The sequence below is a fragment of the Oleiagrimonas sp. MCCC 1A03011 genome (assembly GCF_003267965.1).
In the GTDB taxonomy this organism is placed as follows: Bacteria; Pseudomonadota; Gammaproteobacteria; order Xanthomonadales; family Rhodanobacteraceae; genus Oleiagrimonas; species Oleiagrimonas citrea.
The window spans coordinates 455,822-470,331 of sequence record NZ_MSPY01000002.1 but is presented as its reverse complement, the minus strand read 5'-3'; the positions used below and the strand labels follow the sequence as shown (position 1 = coordinate 470,331).

At 64.8% G+C, this 14,510-nt stretch carries 12 protein-coding genes; 3 read left to right on the top strand and 9 right to left on the bottom strand.

All coding sequences use genetic code 11. The features are described 5' to 3' along the window. Positions 1-20 precede the first annotated feature (20 nt). From BTJ49_RS05760 to BTJ49_RS05750, 3 genes are read right to left on the bottom strand one after another with little or no spacing between them, the layout of a single operon-like run. Positions 21-1,310 (bottom strand): MFS transporter, encoded by a 1,290-nt coding sequence (locus tag BTJ49_RS05760; protein WP_206098372.1) that lies wholly within the window; start codon positions 1,308-1,310, stop codon positions 21-23. Positions 1,311-1,326: 16 nt separating this feature from the next. Then, a complete protein-coding gene (locus BTJ49_RS05755; protein WP_113064397.1) occupies positions 1,327-3,318 on the bottom strand; it encodes a M48 family metallopeptidase in 1,992 nt (663 codons plus the stop codon). A gap of 46 nt (positions 3,319-3,364) precedes the next feature. Beyond that, positions 3,365-3,952, bottom strand: a complete 588-nt coding sequence (locus BTJ49_RS05750; protein WP_113064396.1) for a LemA family protein — start codon at positions 3,950-3,952, stop codon at positions 3,365-3,367. A gap of 51 nt (positions 3,953-4,003) precedes the next feature. On the opposite strand from BTJ49_RS05750, the gene BTJ49_RS05745 reads away from it, so the two are divergent. Continuing rightward, positions 4,004-5,239 carry a serine hydrolase domain-containing protein gene (locus BTJ49_RS05745; protein WP_113064576.1) on the top strand — a complete coding sequence of 412 codons (1,236 nt, stop codon included), beginning with the start codon at positions 4,004-4,006 and terminating at the stop codon, positions 5,237-5,239. A 69-nt stretch (positions 5,240-5,308) separates the two neighbouring features. On the opposite strand, the gene BTJ49_RS05740 is transcribed toward BTJ49_RS05745, so the two are convergent. From BTJ49_RS05740 to BTJ49_RS05715, 6 genes are all read right to left on the bottom strand, one after another. Further along, positions 5,309-6,313: an energy transducer TonB gene (locus tag BTJ49_RS05740; protein ID WP_240151589.1), complete on the bottom strand. Its 1,005-nt coding sequence runs from the start codon at positions 6,311-6,313 to the stop codon at positions 5,309-5,311. Between the two features lie 294 nt (positions 6,314-6,607). Next, positions 6,608-7,399 carry a met regulon transcriptional regulator MetJ gene (gene metJ / locus BTJ49_RS16035; protein ID WP_113064394.1) on the bottom strand — a complete coding sequence of 264 codons (792 nt, stop codon included), beginning with the start codon at positions 7,397-7,399 and terminating at the stop codon, positions 6,608-6,610. A 370-nt stretch (positions 7,400-7,769) separates the two neighbouring features. Then, positions 7,770-8,165 carry a glycine cleavage system protein GcvH gene (gene gcvH, locus BTJ49_RS05730; protein WP_113064393.1) on the bottom strand — a complete coding sequence of 132 codons (396 nt, stop codon included), beginning with the start codon at positions 8,163-8,165 and terminating at the stop codon, positions 7,770-7,772. Between the two features lie 71 nt (positions 8,166-8,236). Further along, the gene (gene gcvT / locus BTJ49_RS05725; RefSeq protein WP_113064575.1) at positions 8,237-9,337 is read right to left on the bottom strand and encodes a glycine cleavage system aminomethyltransferase GcvT; all 1,101 of its coding nucleotides are present in this window, start codon (positions 9,335-9,337) and stop codon (positions 8,237-8,239) included. Positions 9,338-9,407: 70 nt separating this feature from the next. Next, positions 9,408-10,019 carry an alpha-ketoglutarate-dependent dioxygenase AlkB gene (locus BTJ49_RS05720; RefSeq protein ID WP_113064392.1) on the bottom strand — a complete coding sequence of 204 codons (612 nt, stop codon included), beginning with the start codon at positions 10,017-10,019 and terminating at the stop codon, positions 9,408-9,410. Between the two features lie 16 nt (positions 10,020-10,035). Continuing rightward, the gene (locus BTJ49_RS05715) at positions 10,036-11,448 is read right to left on the bottom strand and encodes an amidase (protein ID WP_113064574.1); all 1,413 of its coding nucleotides are present in this window, start codon (positions 11,446-11,448) and stop codon (positions 10,036-10,038) included. 181 nt (positions 11,449-11,629) lie between these two features. Here BTJ49_RS05715 and BTJ49_RS05710 point away from each other — a divergent pair, with 181 nt between their 5' ends. Then, positions 11,630-13,231, top strand: coding sequence for an electron transfer flavoprotein-ubiquinone oxidoreductase (locus tag BTJ49_RS05710; protein WP_113064391.1), 1,602 nt, complete (start codon positions 11,630-11,632; stop codon positions 13,229-13,231). 43 nt (positions 13,232-13,274) lie between these two features. Then, the gene (locus BTJ49_RS05705) at positions 13,275-14,507 is read left to right on the top strand and encodes an MFS transporter (RefSeq protein ID WP_113064390.1); all 1,233 of its coding nucleotides are present in this window, start codon (positions 13,275-13,277) and stop codon (positions 14,505-14,507) included. The last annotated feature ends 3 nt before the right edge of the window (positions 14,508-14,510 follow it).

The following is a 14,510-nucleotide window of genomic DNA, read 5'->3' as shown; positions in this document are numbered from 1 at the left end:
CAGGGAACAGGAACGGCGCATCAGGCGATGCGGTCGCGATGCGCGGCCTCGTCGGGTTCATCGCCGGCCGTACGCCCCGCGAGGAAACCGACCCAGACCGCAATGGCCGAGACGCCCGCGCTGATGGCGGCCAGTCCGCCCAAGGCCACGGCAGCGTCGCGCAGCAGATTGATGCCGCTGGTCACCACCAGATCGCCGAACCGCCACACGGCGGTCTCGACGAAGTTCTTGCCCTTGTAGCGGGTTTCCCGGGCGCTGCGCGTGTACAGCGCGTCGCTGGCCGGCTTGAGCATCCCGTACTGCGTGCCGCGCACGACCACCTGCAGCACCAGCACCAGCGAAATACCGGCACCCCAGAGCTCGATCCTCGAACCGAGGATCGCAACGAGCACCAGCAAGGAAAAATTGACCACGGCGGGAATCACGATGCCCCATGTCATGCCGAGGCGCTGCAGAACCCAGCGCGTCACGCTCACCTGCATCAGCACGCCAAGCGAATTGATCGCGAAATCCAGGTGCGCGTACATCTCTGTGCGCGCCGCATCGCTGACATAGTGCGCCTTGGCGTAATCGGCGACGAGCGCGTACGCGACCGTGCCGATGCCGTCGTTAAGCAACATCAGCAGCGCCATGTAGCGCAGGAACGGCTGCGTGAACACGTATTTGACGCCCGCCAGCAGCGAGCCGCCGATCGCGGCCGCCGACGTCGGCGCGGCCTGCTCCGCCTCGGCCGACACCACCAGCAGCAACAGCATCGACAGACCGAGAAGCAGGGCCGAAATCAGCAGCAACGGCGCCACGCCGACCAGGTTCACCATCAGCGACGTGATCAATGGGCCGGCGATCGCTCCCGCCATGCCGCCCAGTGCAATCAGCGAAAACAGCCGTCGCGCCTGCTGGCTGGACCAGATGTCCGCCATCAGACTCCAGAACAGCGACACCACGAACAGATTGAACACGCTGCCCCAGACGAAGAACACCGTGCCCAGCAGCCGCGCTCCAATTTGATCCTGGAACATGAAGGCCGGCACGAAGGCCAGTTGGCAGACGATGAAGAAGCTGAAGCTCCACAACATCAGCTGCCTCCGCGGGAAGCGCACGACCAGCCAGCCGATCAGCGGCGTCAGCAGCAGCGTGGCGACGAAGGTGGCGCCGTAAAACAGCGGCAACGAGATCGAACCCACCGCACCGCTGAGCTGGTCGCGCACCGGACGGATGATGTAGTAGGCGGTGAGAATCAGGAAGAAGCATGTCGCGGAAAGCAGCAGCGGCCGCACTTCACTGGCATCTCGAATATCGGGGCGTTCCATGGTCACGGCCCGCGCATCACGTGGTGTGCGCGTCCTCGTCCTCGTCGGAGAAAGTAGTCAGGTGTTGCAGAAGCGGCGGCAGCGGGCAATGCAGCGCGGCGCAGATCACGCGCAGCAACTCGGCCTCGGCCACGTTGACGTGGTCGTCCTCGGCCACGGCCAGAGTCAGACCACGCACCACCAGTTGCTTGTCCAGCGGACGGATGCGGTCCAGGCGTTCCAACGCACGATCCATCGCCGCCTGCCAGTTGCCCGGCACCGCGAAGTCCGCACGCGCATTGGGCAGCGCCTCGTGCATGGCGCGCGCCCAGGCACGCCGGGCCGCGTCGCCGTCATCATGTCCATGATGCGCCACGACGGCGCACAGGACAGCGTAATCAGCCTCGACCTGGCGCAGCCGCCGCGCGCCGGGCACGAAGCCACGGGACGGATCCAGCGCGTCGGTCAGCATCAACCGCAGCAACTTGACCAGGCAATACTCGTGCAGGCTGATGCGCTGATCGGCATGAATGATGATGTCCAGCGTGTGCAGCAGCTGCGTCAGACGCGGACGCGGCTGCCGCTTGAGCTGCGGAAACGCCAGTGCCACCAGCGGCAAATGCAGCATCGGATGCAGAATCGAAAGGGCTGGCAACAGGGCTTCCACGCCCTCTGCAGCATCGCTGCCAAAACCGCTATCGACCTGCAGCAGTTGCGCGTCACGCACGCGCGGGTCGTCGGATACGGCCAGCGCCAACACCAGATCCAGCGCACCGGAGGCGTCGTGCGCCGCACGCGCCAGCGTATCCGGCAGCTGCCGCTGCAGGTGTCCGGCAGCATGCACATCCTGCATCCCCGGCCGGCCGACACGCGCGCTGACCGCTTCCGCCTGCACCGGCATCGGGCGATCGGTACGCGGCATGGCTGTTTCCGCTACCGCCGCCGCGCCCCCTGTCGAGAACGTCGGCATAAAGCCGGAGATGGATGCCGAGGCATCTTCGCCGTGACGCGCACGCTGCGGCTGCAGCCAGGCCCGCGCCAGCTGTTCGATTTCCTTCTCGTCGTAGGGTACGCCGAGCGCACGAATGCGTTCGGGCAAAGGCGGATGGGTCGCGAACAGGCTGGAAAAGCGCCCCGGCTCGCCGAACAGCATGTGTGCGACTTCCTGGCTGTTCGCCGCCTGCAACTGCGAGCCTTCGGCCATCGCCGCGATCTTCTTCAGGGCGCCGGCGATACCTCGCGTCTGGCGCGTGAATTGCACCGCCGAGGCATCGGCCAGCGATTCGCGCGAGCGCGCCACCGCAGCCTGGATCAAGCGGCCGAAGAAGAACCCGATATACCCCACCAGCAGCAACGCCAGACCGATCAGGGCGACATAAGCGGTATTGCCTTTGCGCGTGCGCACGCGTCCGCCGGAGTACATCAGGATGCGACCGACGATGCCGATCACCAGGATGCCGAACAGCAGGCCCATCAGCCGAATGTTCAGACGCATGTCGCCGTTCAACACATGGCTGAATTCATGTGCGATCACGCCCTGCAACTCGTCGCGGGTCAGCCGATCCAGGCATCCCTGCGTCACACATACGGCCGCATCCGACGGCGTGTACCCGGCCGCGAAGGCATTGATTCCCGGTTCGGATTCGAGCACGAAGATATCCGGCACCGGCACCGACGAAGCGATGGCGATCTCCTCGATGACATTGCGCAACTTGCGCCAGGCCGGATTGGTCGTGTCCGGCGAAACCGCCGTGGCACCCATGCTTCGCGCCACGGCTGCACCGCCACCGCGCAGACTGAGCGTGCGCGCCAGCGAAGCCATGCCGATCAACGCCAGCACACCGAAACTGATCAGCGCCATCGATCCCAGGTCCACGCCCAGACCGTTCTCGGTCGCACGACCGTAACCGACCACCACCAGAACGACCACGTCCACCGCCGCGACCACGGCTAGCACCGCCAGCACGAACAGTACGACCAGCCAACGGCTGCTGCGACGCACCCGTGCCTGTTGCGCGAAGAAATCCACGGAGGCTAGTTCTGCGCGAAGGTCGGCGGAAAACGCGCCGCACGCATCAGGCGAACGACACCTGCGGCGCCTGCTTGGCGGCGGGATCCTCGAGCTTCAGGGGCTCGGCCGGCTTGAAGCCGAAATTGCCGGCGATCAGGGTGTTCGGGAATACTTCGCGGCGGTTGTTGTAGGTCATCACCGCGTCGTTGTAGGCCTGACGCGCGAACGCGATGCGGTTCTCGGTCGAGGTCAGCTCCTCGGACAGCTGCATCATGTTCTGGTTGGCCTTCAGATCCGGATAGGCTTCGGACAGGGCGAACAGGCGACCGAGTGTCTGGGTCAGCATGTTCTCGGCGCCGGAAAGCTTTTTCATCGCCTCCGGGTCGCCGGGGTTGGCCTTGGCGCCGGCCAGACCGGACATCGCGCCATTGCGGGCCTGGATGACCGCCTCCAGCGTCTCACGCTCGTGCTTGAGATAGCCCTTCGCGGTCTCGACCAGATTCGGAATCAGGTCGTGACGGCGGGTGAGCTGCACGTCGATCTGCGCAAAGGCGTTCTTGTAGCCGTTGCGGGCGCGCACTAGGCCGTTGTAGATGCCGACCAGGTACACCACAATCAGCACCGCGATGATCAAGAGAATGATGCCAGTCATCGGTCCTTTCCCACCCTGCGCAATGCAGTGAGCAACACGAAGCAGCATAGCATGACCGCCCGCTCGATCCTTCACTTTCTGGCGCCCTGCGCAGCCCTGCTCGCAGCACTGGCATGCCCGCCCGCCAACGCCCGCGCAACCGTGCGCGACCCGGTTCACAACCAACGCGTGACGCCCGCGCAATTGCGACATGCACTGAAAGCCTACGACCGCTGGCTGATCCAGCTGGAAGAACATCGAGACACCGCCGGCATGGCGACGGCCGTCATCGCCGACGGTCATGTTGCCTATGAACGTACCCTTGGCTACGCCGATGCGCGTGCGGGCATCCGGGTCACGCCGAACACCGTCTTTCGTATCGCTTCGCTTTCCAAGGCATTCGCGTCCGCGTTGACCGGCCTGCTGGTGGACAACGGCAGCCTTCGCTGGGATACACGCCTGACGGACGTGCTGCCGTTTTTCGACCTCAACAACGATGATGCGACCCAGCAGGCGACCGTTGGCGACATCCTCGGCCAGCGTCTGGGCCTGCCACGCAACACCTACGACCTGCTGCTGGAAGCGAACGAGCCGTACCCGAAACTTGCGCGCGAACTGGATCAGGTTCACCTGCGCTGCCAGGTCGGCACCTGCTACAGCTATCAGAACGTCGCCTTCAGCCTGATCGGAGACGTGATCCACGCCCGCACCGGCGACTTCTATGGTCACGAAGTCGAGCGGCGACTGTTTCTTCCTCTGGGCATGACCACCGCGACCTACGGACTGCAAGGATTGGAGAACAGCGCCAGTTGGGCGCGACCGCATCGCCGCACACGCGCTGGGTGGCGGCCCTTCACGCCGAGGGAAGCCTATTACCGCGTCGCGCCGGCCGCCGGCGTCAACGCGAGCTTGCGCGACATGGAACAGTGGCTGATCGCGCAGATGGGCGGTCGCCCGGACGTGCTGCCCGCCGCCCTGCTGCGCACCCTGCACACGCCGGGCATCGCGACGCCCAGTGAATTGCATGCCACACCATGGCGACGCGCTCGACTTGACGACGCACACTACGCGCTCGGCTGGCGTATCTACGATTACGCCGGGCAGCGGCTGATCTTCCATGCCGGCGCCGTCAATGGCTATCGCGCCATGATCGGATTCCTGCCCGCGCAGAAGGTCGGCATCGTGATGCTGTGGAATGCCGGCACTTCGCGTCCCGCGGGACTGTTCCCCATGTTCTTGGATCAACTGCTGGGCCTGCAGCCACGCGACTGGGCCAACCTCGAGCGACGCCGGCATACTCGCCGCTGAGCCCATGAACGAAGGGCGATGCATATGCATCGCCCTTCGTCGCTTGCAGATAATCGCGGAACGCGCTTCTTACTGGTTGCCCAACGAGAAGTTGATGCGTCGCCGCATCGTCACCGGGAATGGGCGACCGTTGTTCAGCGCCGGACGGTACTTCCAGCGCTCCACTGCGGAAATCGCCGCACGATCGAAAACATGTCTGGGCTTGGCGTCAAGCACGGTGGCGTTCTTCACATTACCGGAGGCGTCGACCGTGAACTGCACATCCACCCAGCCTTCCTGACGACGGCGGAACGCCACGCTGGGATAACGCGGATTGACGCTGCTCACGAGCACCGCGTTCTGGATACGAACCGGCGCTGGCGCCTGCTTCTTCGGCTGCGCCGGAGCCTGGGCGGTCTGCTGCTCCTGCGGTTGCGTCGTGGCCGGCTTGGACGTGGCATCCGCAGCCTGCGCCTCGGCTGCCTGACGCTTCTTCTCCGCCTCGGCGGCAGCCCGCTGTTTCTGCGCGGCTTGCTGCTTGGCCAGAAGGTCCGCCTGCGCCTGCTGCTGTTCCTTGGTCGCCGTCTTGCGCTGCGCATCGAGCTTGGAGCGCAGGATCGTCAACGTGTAGTTGTCCGGGTCAGCCTTGGCCAGAAGGTCGATCTCGCGCTGTGCTTCATTGAAGTTGCGGCTGTTGATGTCCTGCTCGGCTTCGTTGGCGCCGAACGGGAAAGTTTCGCGGAGCGCTTCTTTCGCCACCTGATTGTTGGGCTGACGCTCCAGAACCTTCAGATAAAACTCGAAAGCGTTGTTGCCCGCCGGTGAAAGCAGACGCTCTTCACGCACGGCCTTGCCGGCCTCGTTGAGCAACTGATCGGTGGACATCGCCGCGACGTTGGCCGGAGGCGGCGTCGACTTGGACACGACTTTCTTCTTGGTCGCGGCCTGCGTCGGACTTTCGCCCTTGGTCGCATCAAGATGCGGCTTGACTACCAGGAACCAGCCTGCCGCAGCGATCACAAGCACGATCAGGCCGGAAAAAATGAAGGTGGACGAGGCCGCGCCTCGCGCGCGACGACGATTTGAAATAGACATTCGGGTATCCATGGTCACTCGCTACGTTGCTACCAGATACCCGCGCCCCCTGTAGTTCCCCTGAAGAAGAACCCAGACCCTGCGGTCTGTTGCAGCGCGGATTCCGGAACAAGGTACCCCCATCACGCGCCACTGCCAATAGCTAAGCCATTCTTTTGACAAGGCGGATACGCACCGGCGCCGCTCCCTGAAACGAAATGCCCCGGAAATCCGGGGCAAATGCAGAGTCTCTGCAAGCTTCCTGCGCTGGGCAGCCACAGGAAGCTTCGTGGCGAACCACGCGTGGAGTCGATCTTATTTGCGCTTGCTGCGACGCGACACGCGCGCAGCCGCAGTGGTCTTCTTGGCCGGCGCCTTGCGAGCCGTCTTCTTGGCCGCCTTCTTCGCTGCCGGCTTCTTGGCGACCTTCTTCACCGCCTTCTTTGCGGTCTTCTTGGTCGCCTTCTTTGCCGTGGCTTTCTTGGCTGCAGTTTTCTTGGCGGCTTTCTTCACCGCTTTCTTGGCGGTTTTCTTGGTCGCCTTCTTGGCCGCGGTCTTCTTGGCGGCCTTCTTGGTCGCCTTCTTCGCCACCGTCTTCTTGACCGCCTTCTTCACAGTCTTCTTCGCTGCGGCCTTCTTGGCCGGCGCGCGCTTGGCAGTGGACTTGCGAGCAGCAGCCGCCTTCTTCACGGTCTTCTTCGCGGTCTTGCGTGCGGTCTTCTTCACGGCCGCCTTCTTGGCGGCGGCCTTCTTGACCGTGGCCTTCTTGGCGGCCGTCTTCTTCACGACTTTCTTGGTGGCTTTCTTCGCGGTGGGTTTTTTGGCTGCCTTTTTCGCAGCCGGTTTCTTCGCAGCTTTCTTCGTCGTAGCCATGGTTCGTCTCAGCTCCTCATCAGTTGGCAGTGGTTGCCCAGTAAAGGCATGCAGAAAAGCCTCAACCAGCAGGTCGCTGTTGGTCGCGTGCCTGAGGTTGCTTACCTGGCGTCGTGTCCGTTCGTCGGAAAGCAGACGCAGCACATGTAGAGGAATGGACACGGTCACCTTGCGCACCGCCCCCGCCTTCTTGCCGTGATCGACATACGGCTTGATGTACTTTGTTCCCGCCATCTTCAAAACCACTCCACCATTGGCCGCAAAAACTAGACCCGTAGAAACGTGGTGTCAATAAAATTCACGTACCGAATGATCCCGCGAGAACCGCTTCATTCAGCGCACGAAGCGCATCTTGATGCGAACTTCGCGGATATCCAATCACCGAATACACGTGAATTATATAGACATCTAAACGTTTATACGCGGATACGAAAATAAACAACAGAGAGGAAGTCACGCTCGCTACGACACCCGAACTGCACGAATGCGCCGCGCCAGCAACCTTCCCCGACATGCGAAAACGCCGTCAGACCAAGGCTGACGGCGTTTTCGAAGACATCGGAGGATGCGTCATCAAACGCTCCACACAGACTGGATCGGGAACTCAGTGATCCTCGTCCTCGATCAACTGCGCATAGGCTTCTGGATCAAGCAACTCGTCCAGCTCGGCCTTGTCATCGGGGCGGACCACGAAAATCCATCCTTCACCGAACGCGTCCTCGTTGATCGATTCGGGGCTGTCGTCGAGCGCGTCATTGACGGCCACCACTTCGCCGTTGACCGGCGAATACACGTCAGATGCCGCCTTGACCGACTCGACCACGGCGCAGCCGTTGTCCGGTCCGACACGCGAACCGATATCGGGCAGCTCGACGTAAACCAGATCGCCGAGCTGGTTCTGCGCATGGTCGGAGATGCCCACACGCACCAGGCCGTCGTCCTCGAGACGCGCCCACTCGTGGGACTTCATGAATTTCAGGTCGCCGGGAATCTCGCTCATGGATCGGTCCTGTCAGGTCGGATGAATGGAAACAATTCTAGTGCCTCACGCATGGCGCAGGCGAGTTCAGTTCAGATGCCTTCGCGCGGCTTGCCGTCGCGCACGAACGGGTACTTGACCACGCGCACGGGCAACTCACGATTACGGATGGCGACGCGCACATCGCCCAGCTCGCCGCTCGGCACGCGCGCAAAGGCGATGGCCTTGCCGAGGGTCGGCGAGAAGCTGCCGGAGAGGATCTCGCCTTCGCCGGCATCGGTCAGAACGGTCTGGCCGTGCCGCAACACGCCTTTCTCGTCGAGAACCAGTCCGATCATGCGGCGCTTCACGCCCTGCTCTTTCTGCGCTTCGAGTGCGCCGCGACCGATGAAGTCGCGCCCTTCGTCCATGGCGACGGTCCAGCCGAGACTGGCTTCCCACGGCGAGACGTCCTCATCCATGTCCTGGCCGTACAGGTTCATGCCGGCCTCCAGTCGCAGCGTGTCGCGCGCACCCAGTCCAGCCGGCCGCACACCGGCATCGAGCAGCGCCTGCCATAGTTCGACGGCATGCTCTTCGGGCACCATCACTTCGAAGCCGTCTTCGCCGGTGTAACCGGTACGTGCGACGAACAGCGGCACGCCGTGCAGCGCCTGCGCGGCGGCGGCGTGGAATTTGCCCATCGCCTCGATGCGCTCACGGTCGACCTCGGCCAGCAGACCGATCATCTTTTCGCGCGCGTTGGGACCCTGCACCGCGATCATGGCGAAATCGTCGCGCACGCGGACTTCGACCTCGAAGGCCTGCGCCTGACGCTCGATCCACGCAAGATCCTTCTCGCGCGTGGCCGCATTGACCACGATGCGGAAGAAATGCTCGCCCAGGTAATAGACGATCAGGTCGTCGATGACGCCGCCACGCTCGTTGAGCATGCAGGTGTACAGCGCCTTGCCGTGCTCGGTCAGCTTGTCGACGCTGTTGGCCAGCAGGCGGCGCAGGAAATCGCGCACGCGCTCGCCGTGCAGATCGACCACGGTCATGTGCGAGACATCGAACATGCCGGCATCCTGGCGTACGGCATGGTGTTCCTCGATCTGCGACCCGTAGTTGATCGGCATATCCCAGCCGCCGAAGTCGACCATGCGCGCGCCCTGCGCGCGATGCGCCTCGTTGAGAACGGTCTTTGCGGTCATGCCTTGCTCGTCAATCGTGGAACGGGCGGGCATTATCGCCGCCCCGTCACGGCAATTCCAAGGGCCGGCGTCAGCCGATGTGCCGAAAGGTAAGGTTGAGGCGGGTTCCAGCCACGCGTTTGCTGCGTGGCAGAGCGTGCCGGTAGTTCCGCTGTGTCGCACCCGCCATGCGCAGCAGACTGCCATGCGCAAGCTCCAGATCCAGACTGCGCCGGGAATCGTCGCGGGCGCGCAGGCGGAAGCGACGCATCACGCCGAGGCTGACGCTGGCGATCACCGGCTCGGGGCCGAGTTCGGGTTCGTCGTCGCTGTGCCAGCCCATGGCGTCGTCGCCGTCACGGTACAAATTCGCCAGCACGCTGTTGAACGACGCACCGCAGGTTGCCTGCACGCGCTCGCGCAGCTCCCGCAGCGCGGGCGTCCACGCATGCGGCGCAAATCGCACGCCGGAATACTGATAGTCCGTCCCGGGGTCACCGACCCAGCAACTCAGTCTCGGTGCGGACACCTCGCGCCCGAACAGCCGCAGCCGATGTTGCGTGAAGGGAATTTCACCTTGCAGGCCATGCAGCCATCGGTCGGCATCGTCGATGGCGAGCCATTGCGGCCACAGCGTCAGCTCCGCCCCCGGCAGATCGGGGTGCAGACACACTTCATGTTCAGCCAGAAGCGAGTCTTGCATGATGCATCATCCTGCCTCAGGCGCCTTGCACCGGCTCGATGGGATAGGTCGGCTCCGCATCGAGGCTGGCCGCGCACACCTGCGCCAGCTCGAGCAGACGAAGGTCCGAACCGCGCGGTCCCACGAACTGCAGACCGGCCGGCATCCCCGACGCGGTCATGCCCATCGGGATGCTGACCGAAGGGCAGCCCGCGAGACTGGCGAAACTGGTCAGGTCGGCCTGATTCGCCGGCACCGGCGCATCCAGCGCGAACGCCGTCTGCGGCGTGGTCGGCAGCACCAGCACATCCACCTGCGCGAACAGACGGCGCATCTTCAGCACGGCGGCGTCGAGCACGCGATCCGCGGCGGCGTAGTCGGCCGCCGAACATCCCTGGGCGTACGCGATCATCGAACGGAAATTCTCCGAGACCGGATGCGCCGCGTCGGCCAGGTCGCCAGCAAAGGTGCCCAGCATCTCCGCCTCCATCAGCAGCAGACCGGCACGCCGCGTGCGGGCGAAGTCCCAGTCGGAGAAATCGACAGTGCGGCGCTCGCCGAGTTCGAACGGAAGCCGACCCACGGCGGCATCGAACAAGTCGGCCACCTCGCCGTCCACGCCGATGGCGCGAAGGTCCGGCAACAGACCGCTTCGCAGCCGCCCTGGCTCCCAGTCCGGCGGCGAAAACGCCACGCGGCGATGGCGCGAGCGCGGATCGTCGGCGTCGTATCCGGCCAAGACCTGCAGCAGCACGGTCAGATCGTCGACGCTGCGCGCCAGCAACCCGACCGCGTCCAGCCGGCGCGCAGCCGGCACCACGCCGCGCGCGGAAATCTCGCCGTGCGTGGGTTTGAGTGCATAAATTCCGCAGTAGCTGGCCGGAATGCGCACCGAACCCAGACTGTCGGTGCCGATGGCGACCGTAGCCATGCCGGATGCGACCGCCGCGGCCGAGCCGCCGGACGAACCGCCTGCGGTATAGCCCGCACGGTGCGGATTCTGCGTGGCACCGTAATGCGCGTTGTGAGTGACCGCGCCCAGCGCGCCTTCATCCATGTTGGTCTTGCCCAGCATCACCGCGCCGGCGGCGCGCAGGCGCGAGACCACATGCGCATCCTGCGCGGCGTCCTGTTCGCCACGACCGGGCATGCCGGCTCGTGTCGGCCAGCCGGCGATGTCGATGTTGTCTTTGATCGCCACGGGAATGCCGTCCAACCGTCCGATCACACTCTGCTTGCGGCGCTTTTCGGCACCGACGACCTGGTCCTGCACCAGCGCGGAACGCATGTCGACGAATGCATTCATGTGCGGATCGAAGCGCTCGACGGCCTCCATGCAGGCGTCGGCCAGAAGCTGTGGACGCGTGCGGCCGATGGCCAGCCAGTGCAGCAACTGGCACATGCTGGCGCGACGCAGATCGCTGGCGGTCAAGGACGAAGAGGTATTCATGGGACTCCCGTGGTGCAGACCGCCCGTGCGGCCCATTTCCATGAACGCGCAAATCGCCGCGCAACGCAAGCATTTGCCGGTCGGGCCGTGAACACGGACAATTGTCGTCTGCCCGCGCTGTCGCGCGATCCGCACGGCGTCTCCCGCGCCGCGCGCCATCCACGTCCACACGGAGCCTGACATGAGCGAACGCGAAACGATGGAATACGACGTCATCACCGTGGGCGCAGGCCCGGCGGGCCTGGCGTTCGCGATCCGGCTCAAGCAGCTCAAGCCCGAGCTCAACGTGTGCGTGATCGAGAAAGCGTCCACCGTCGGCGCGCAGATTCTGTCCGGCGCGGTGATCGAGCCCGAGCCGCTCAACGCCCTGCTGCCCGAATGGGGCAAGAACCCGCCGCCGATCTGCGTGCCGGTCGCCGAGGACGAACTCTGGATGCTGCGCGACCACGAGAACGCCAGCAAGCTGCCGACGCCGCCGCAGATGCACAACCACGGCAATTACATCGTCAGTCTCGGCGCGTTGTGCGCGTGGCTGGCGCCGCAGGCCGAAGCGTTGGGCGTGGACATTTTCCCCGGCTTCGCCGCGGCCGAACCGGTGTTCGACGACCACGGCGCCGTGGCCGGCGTGCGCATCGGCGACATGGGCGTGGCCCGCGATGGCTCCGAGAAGCCGGGCTACACCCAGGGCATCGACATCAAGGCCAAGGTCACCGTGCTGGCCGAAGGCTGCCGCGGACACTTGTCCAAGCAGCTGATCAAGAAGTTCGCGCTGGACCGGGACAGCGACCCGCAGACCTACGGTATCGGCATGAAGGAACTGTGGCAGGTGCCCGAGGGCCGCGTCACGCCGGGCAAGGTCGTGCACACGCTGGGCTGGCCGCTGGATCCGAAGACCTACGGCGGCAGCTTCATCTACCACCTGGACGACAACCGCGTCGCCATCGGCTTCGTCGCCGGCCTCGACTACGAGGACCCGAACTTCTCGCCGTTCGAGGCGTTCCAGCAGCTCAAGCATCATCCGAAAGTGAAGGCATTGCTCGAAGGCGGCCAGATCCTTTCCGGCGGCGCACGCGCGCTGGTCGAGGGCGGCTACCAGTCGCTGCCGAAGACCGAGATGCCCGGCGCGATGCTGATCGGCGATGCCGCCGGCCTGCTCAACGTGCCCAAGATCAAGGGCACGCACCAGGCCATCCGCTCCGGCATGCTCGCCGCCGAGCACGTGGCCGAGCACGGCAGCAGCGAAGGTTTCGACCGCGCGTTGCGCGAGTCGGCCGCCGTCGCCGAGCTGAAGAAGGTGCGTAACATCCGCCCGGGCTTCCACAAGGGTCTGTGGTTTGGCCTGTTCAACGCCGCCTGGGAAACCGTCACCGGCGGCCTGTCGCCGTGGACGCTGAAGAACCGCGCCGACTGGTCCTCGCTGCACCGGCTGGGACAGTACGAGAGTCCGAAACGCGACTATGTCGACCGCGACCTGCCGCCTCGCGACCGTCTCGCCAGCGTCTACTTTGCCGCCACCGAGCACGACGAAGACCAGCCGGTGCACCTGAAGGTATCCGACACCAACGTGTGCATCACTCAGTGCGCCGAGGAATACGGCAATCCGTGCACGCGATTCTGTCCGGCCAATGTCTACGAGATCGTCGAGGACGAAGCTGGCAAGCGCCTGCAGATCAACGCGGCCAATTGCGTGCACTGCAAGACCTGCGACATCAAGGATCCCTATCAGATCATCGACTGGGTGACGCCGGAGGGCGGCTCGGGGCCGAGCTACCAGAACCTGTGACCGTTCCGCACCGCGACGAACGCCCCGCACTTCACCCGCGCGCATGACTCGCTCCCGCGCCACGCCGCTGCCTCGCAATGTGCGCCTGCTGATGGGCATGCGCACGGCGCGCAGCCTCGGCCAGGGCGCGATGGTGGCAGCCTTCGCGCTCTACCTGCACGCGATGGGCTGGACCGGCACCGCCATCGGCGCGGTGCTCATGGGCGGTCTGCTGGTCGGAAGCGTGCTGACCATGGCGGTCGGCCCGCTCAGCGATCGCGGACGGCGCCGCGCATTCCTGATCGGCTACGACCTGCTGCAGATCGTCGCAGCCCTGGTGGCGATGTTCACCGTCACGCCGTGGTTGCTGGTAGCCGCGGCCATATTCGGCGGTTTCGGCCGCGGCGCGAATGGCGCAGCCGGTCCGTTTTCACCGGTCGAACAGGCGTGGATGTCGATCGAGCTTCCCGCCGAGCGCCGCAGCAGCGTGTTCAGCCGCAACATGGCGCTCGGCTTCTGTGGCATGGCCGCCGGCGCCCTACTCGCCGCCCTGCCGGCCTGGATCATGGGCCACGCGCTGAACGTCCAGGGCTATCGACTGCTGTTCATCCTGCCGCTGCTGAGCTCGCTGGTCAGCCTGATCCTGTTGCTCGCGGCGCGCGAACCGCGTATGCCGCCCCCGGTCAAGCAGACCGCGGCCCAGGCCGGCGACCGGCGCCGCGAAGAAAATCGCCTGATCGGTCGCCTGGCACTGGTCAACGTCCTCAATGGATTGGCCATCGGATTGACCGGGCCTCTGATCGCCTATTGGTTCGCGGTGAAATTCCATCGCGACCTCAATGTCATCGGTCCAGGACTCGCGCTCGGCTTCGTGCTCGGCGCATTCGGCGCCATGCTGGCCAGCCGTCTGGCGCGCCGGCGCGGTATCGTGCGCACTGTGGTCACGCTGCGCGGCACCGGACTATTGCTGCTCGTGGCGATGCCCCTGGTGCCCTGGTTCTGGGTCGCCATGGCGCTGTACGTCCTGCGCGGCGCCTGCAATCGCGGCACCATCGGCGTGCGTCAGGCACTGACCGTCGGACTGACCGGCGTCGAACGCCGCGGCCTGGTCAGCAGCGTGCAGAACATCTCCCTGCAGATTCCCCGCGCCATCGGCCCCGTACTCGGCGGCGCACTCTTCCATGCCGGCTATCTGACCATTCCTTTCCTCATCGGCGCCGTGCTGCAGGGGCTGTACCTGCTGCTCTACGTGCGCTTCTTTGGCCGACTCCCGGCAGCACGGGCAAGCGTGTCATGAACG

What these genes read in the sequence shown, in the direction of transcription:
- BTJ49_RS05750 (WP_113064396.1), bottom strand. Translation starts at nt 3,952, where the DNA reads ATGACTGGCATCATTCTCTTGATCATCGCGGTGCTGATTGTGGTGTAC.
- BTJ49_RS05715 (WP_113064574.1), bottom strand. Translation starts at nt 11,448, where the DNA reads ATGAATACCTCTTCGTCCTTGACCGCCAGCGATCTGCGTCGCGCCAGC.
- BTJ49_RS05705 (WP_113064390.1), top strand. Translation starts at nt 13,275, where the DNA reads ATGACTCGCTCCCGCGCCACGCCGCTGCCTCGCAATGTGCGCCTGCTG.
- gcvT (WP_113064575.1), bottom strand. Translation starts at nt 9,337, where the DNA reads ATGACCGCAAAGACCGTTCTCAACGAGGCGCATCGCGCGCAGGGCGCG.
- BTJ49_RS05740 (WP_240151589.1), bottom strand. Translation starts at nt 6,313, where the DNA reads ATGTCTATTTCAAATCGTCGTCGCGCGCGAGGCGCGGCCTCGTCCACC.
- gcvH (WP_113064393.1), bottom strand. Translation starts at nt 8,165, where the DNA reads ATGAGCGAGATTCCCGGCGACCTGAAATTCATGAAGTCCCACGAGTGG.
- metJ (WP_113064394.1), bottom strand. Translation starts at nt 7,399, where the DNA reads ATGGCGGGAACAAAGTACATCAAGCCGTATGTCGATCACGGCAAGAAG.
- BTJ49_RS05710 (WP_113064391.1), top strand. Translation starts at nt 11,630, where the DNA reads ATGAGCGAACGCGAAACGATGGAATACGACGTCATCACCGTGGGCGCA.
- BTJ49_RS05720 (WP_113064392.1), bottom strand. Translation starts at nt 10,019, where the DNA reads ATGCAAGACTCGCTTCTGGCTGAACATGAAGTGTGTCTGCACCCCGAT.
- BTJ49_RS05760 (WP_206098372.1), bottom strand. Translation starts at nt 1,310, where the DNA reads ATGGAACGCCCCGATATTCGAGATGCCAGTGAAGTGCGGCCGCTGCTG.
- BTJ49_RS05745 (WP_113064576.1), top strand. Translation starts at nt 4,004, where the DNA reads ATGACCGCCCGCTCGATCCTTCACTTTCTGGCGCCCTGCGCAGCCCTG.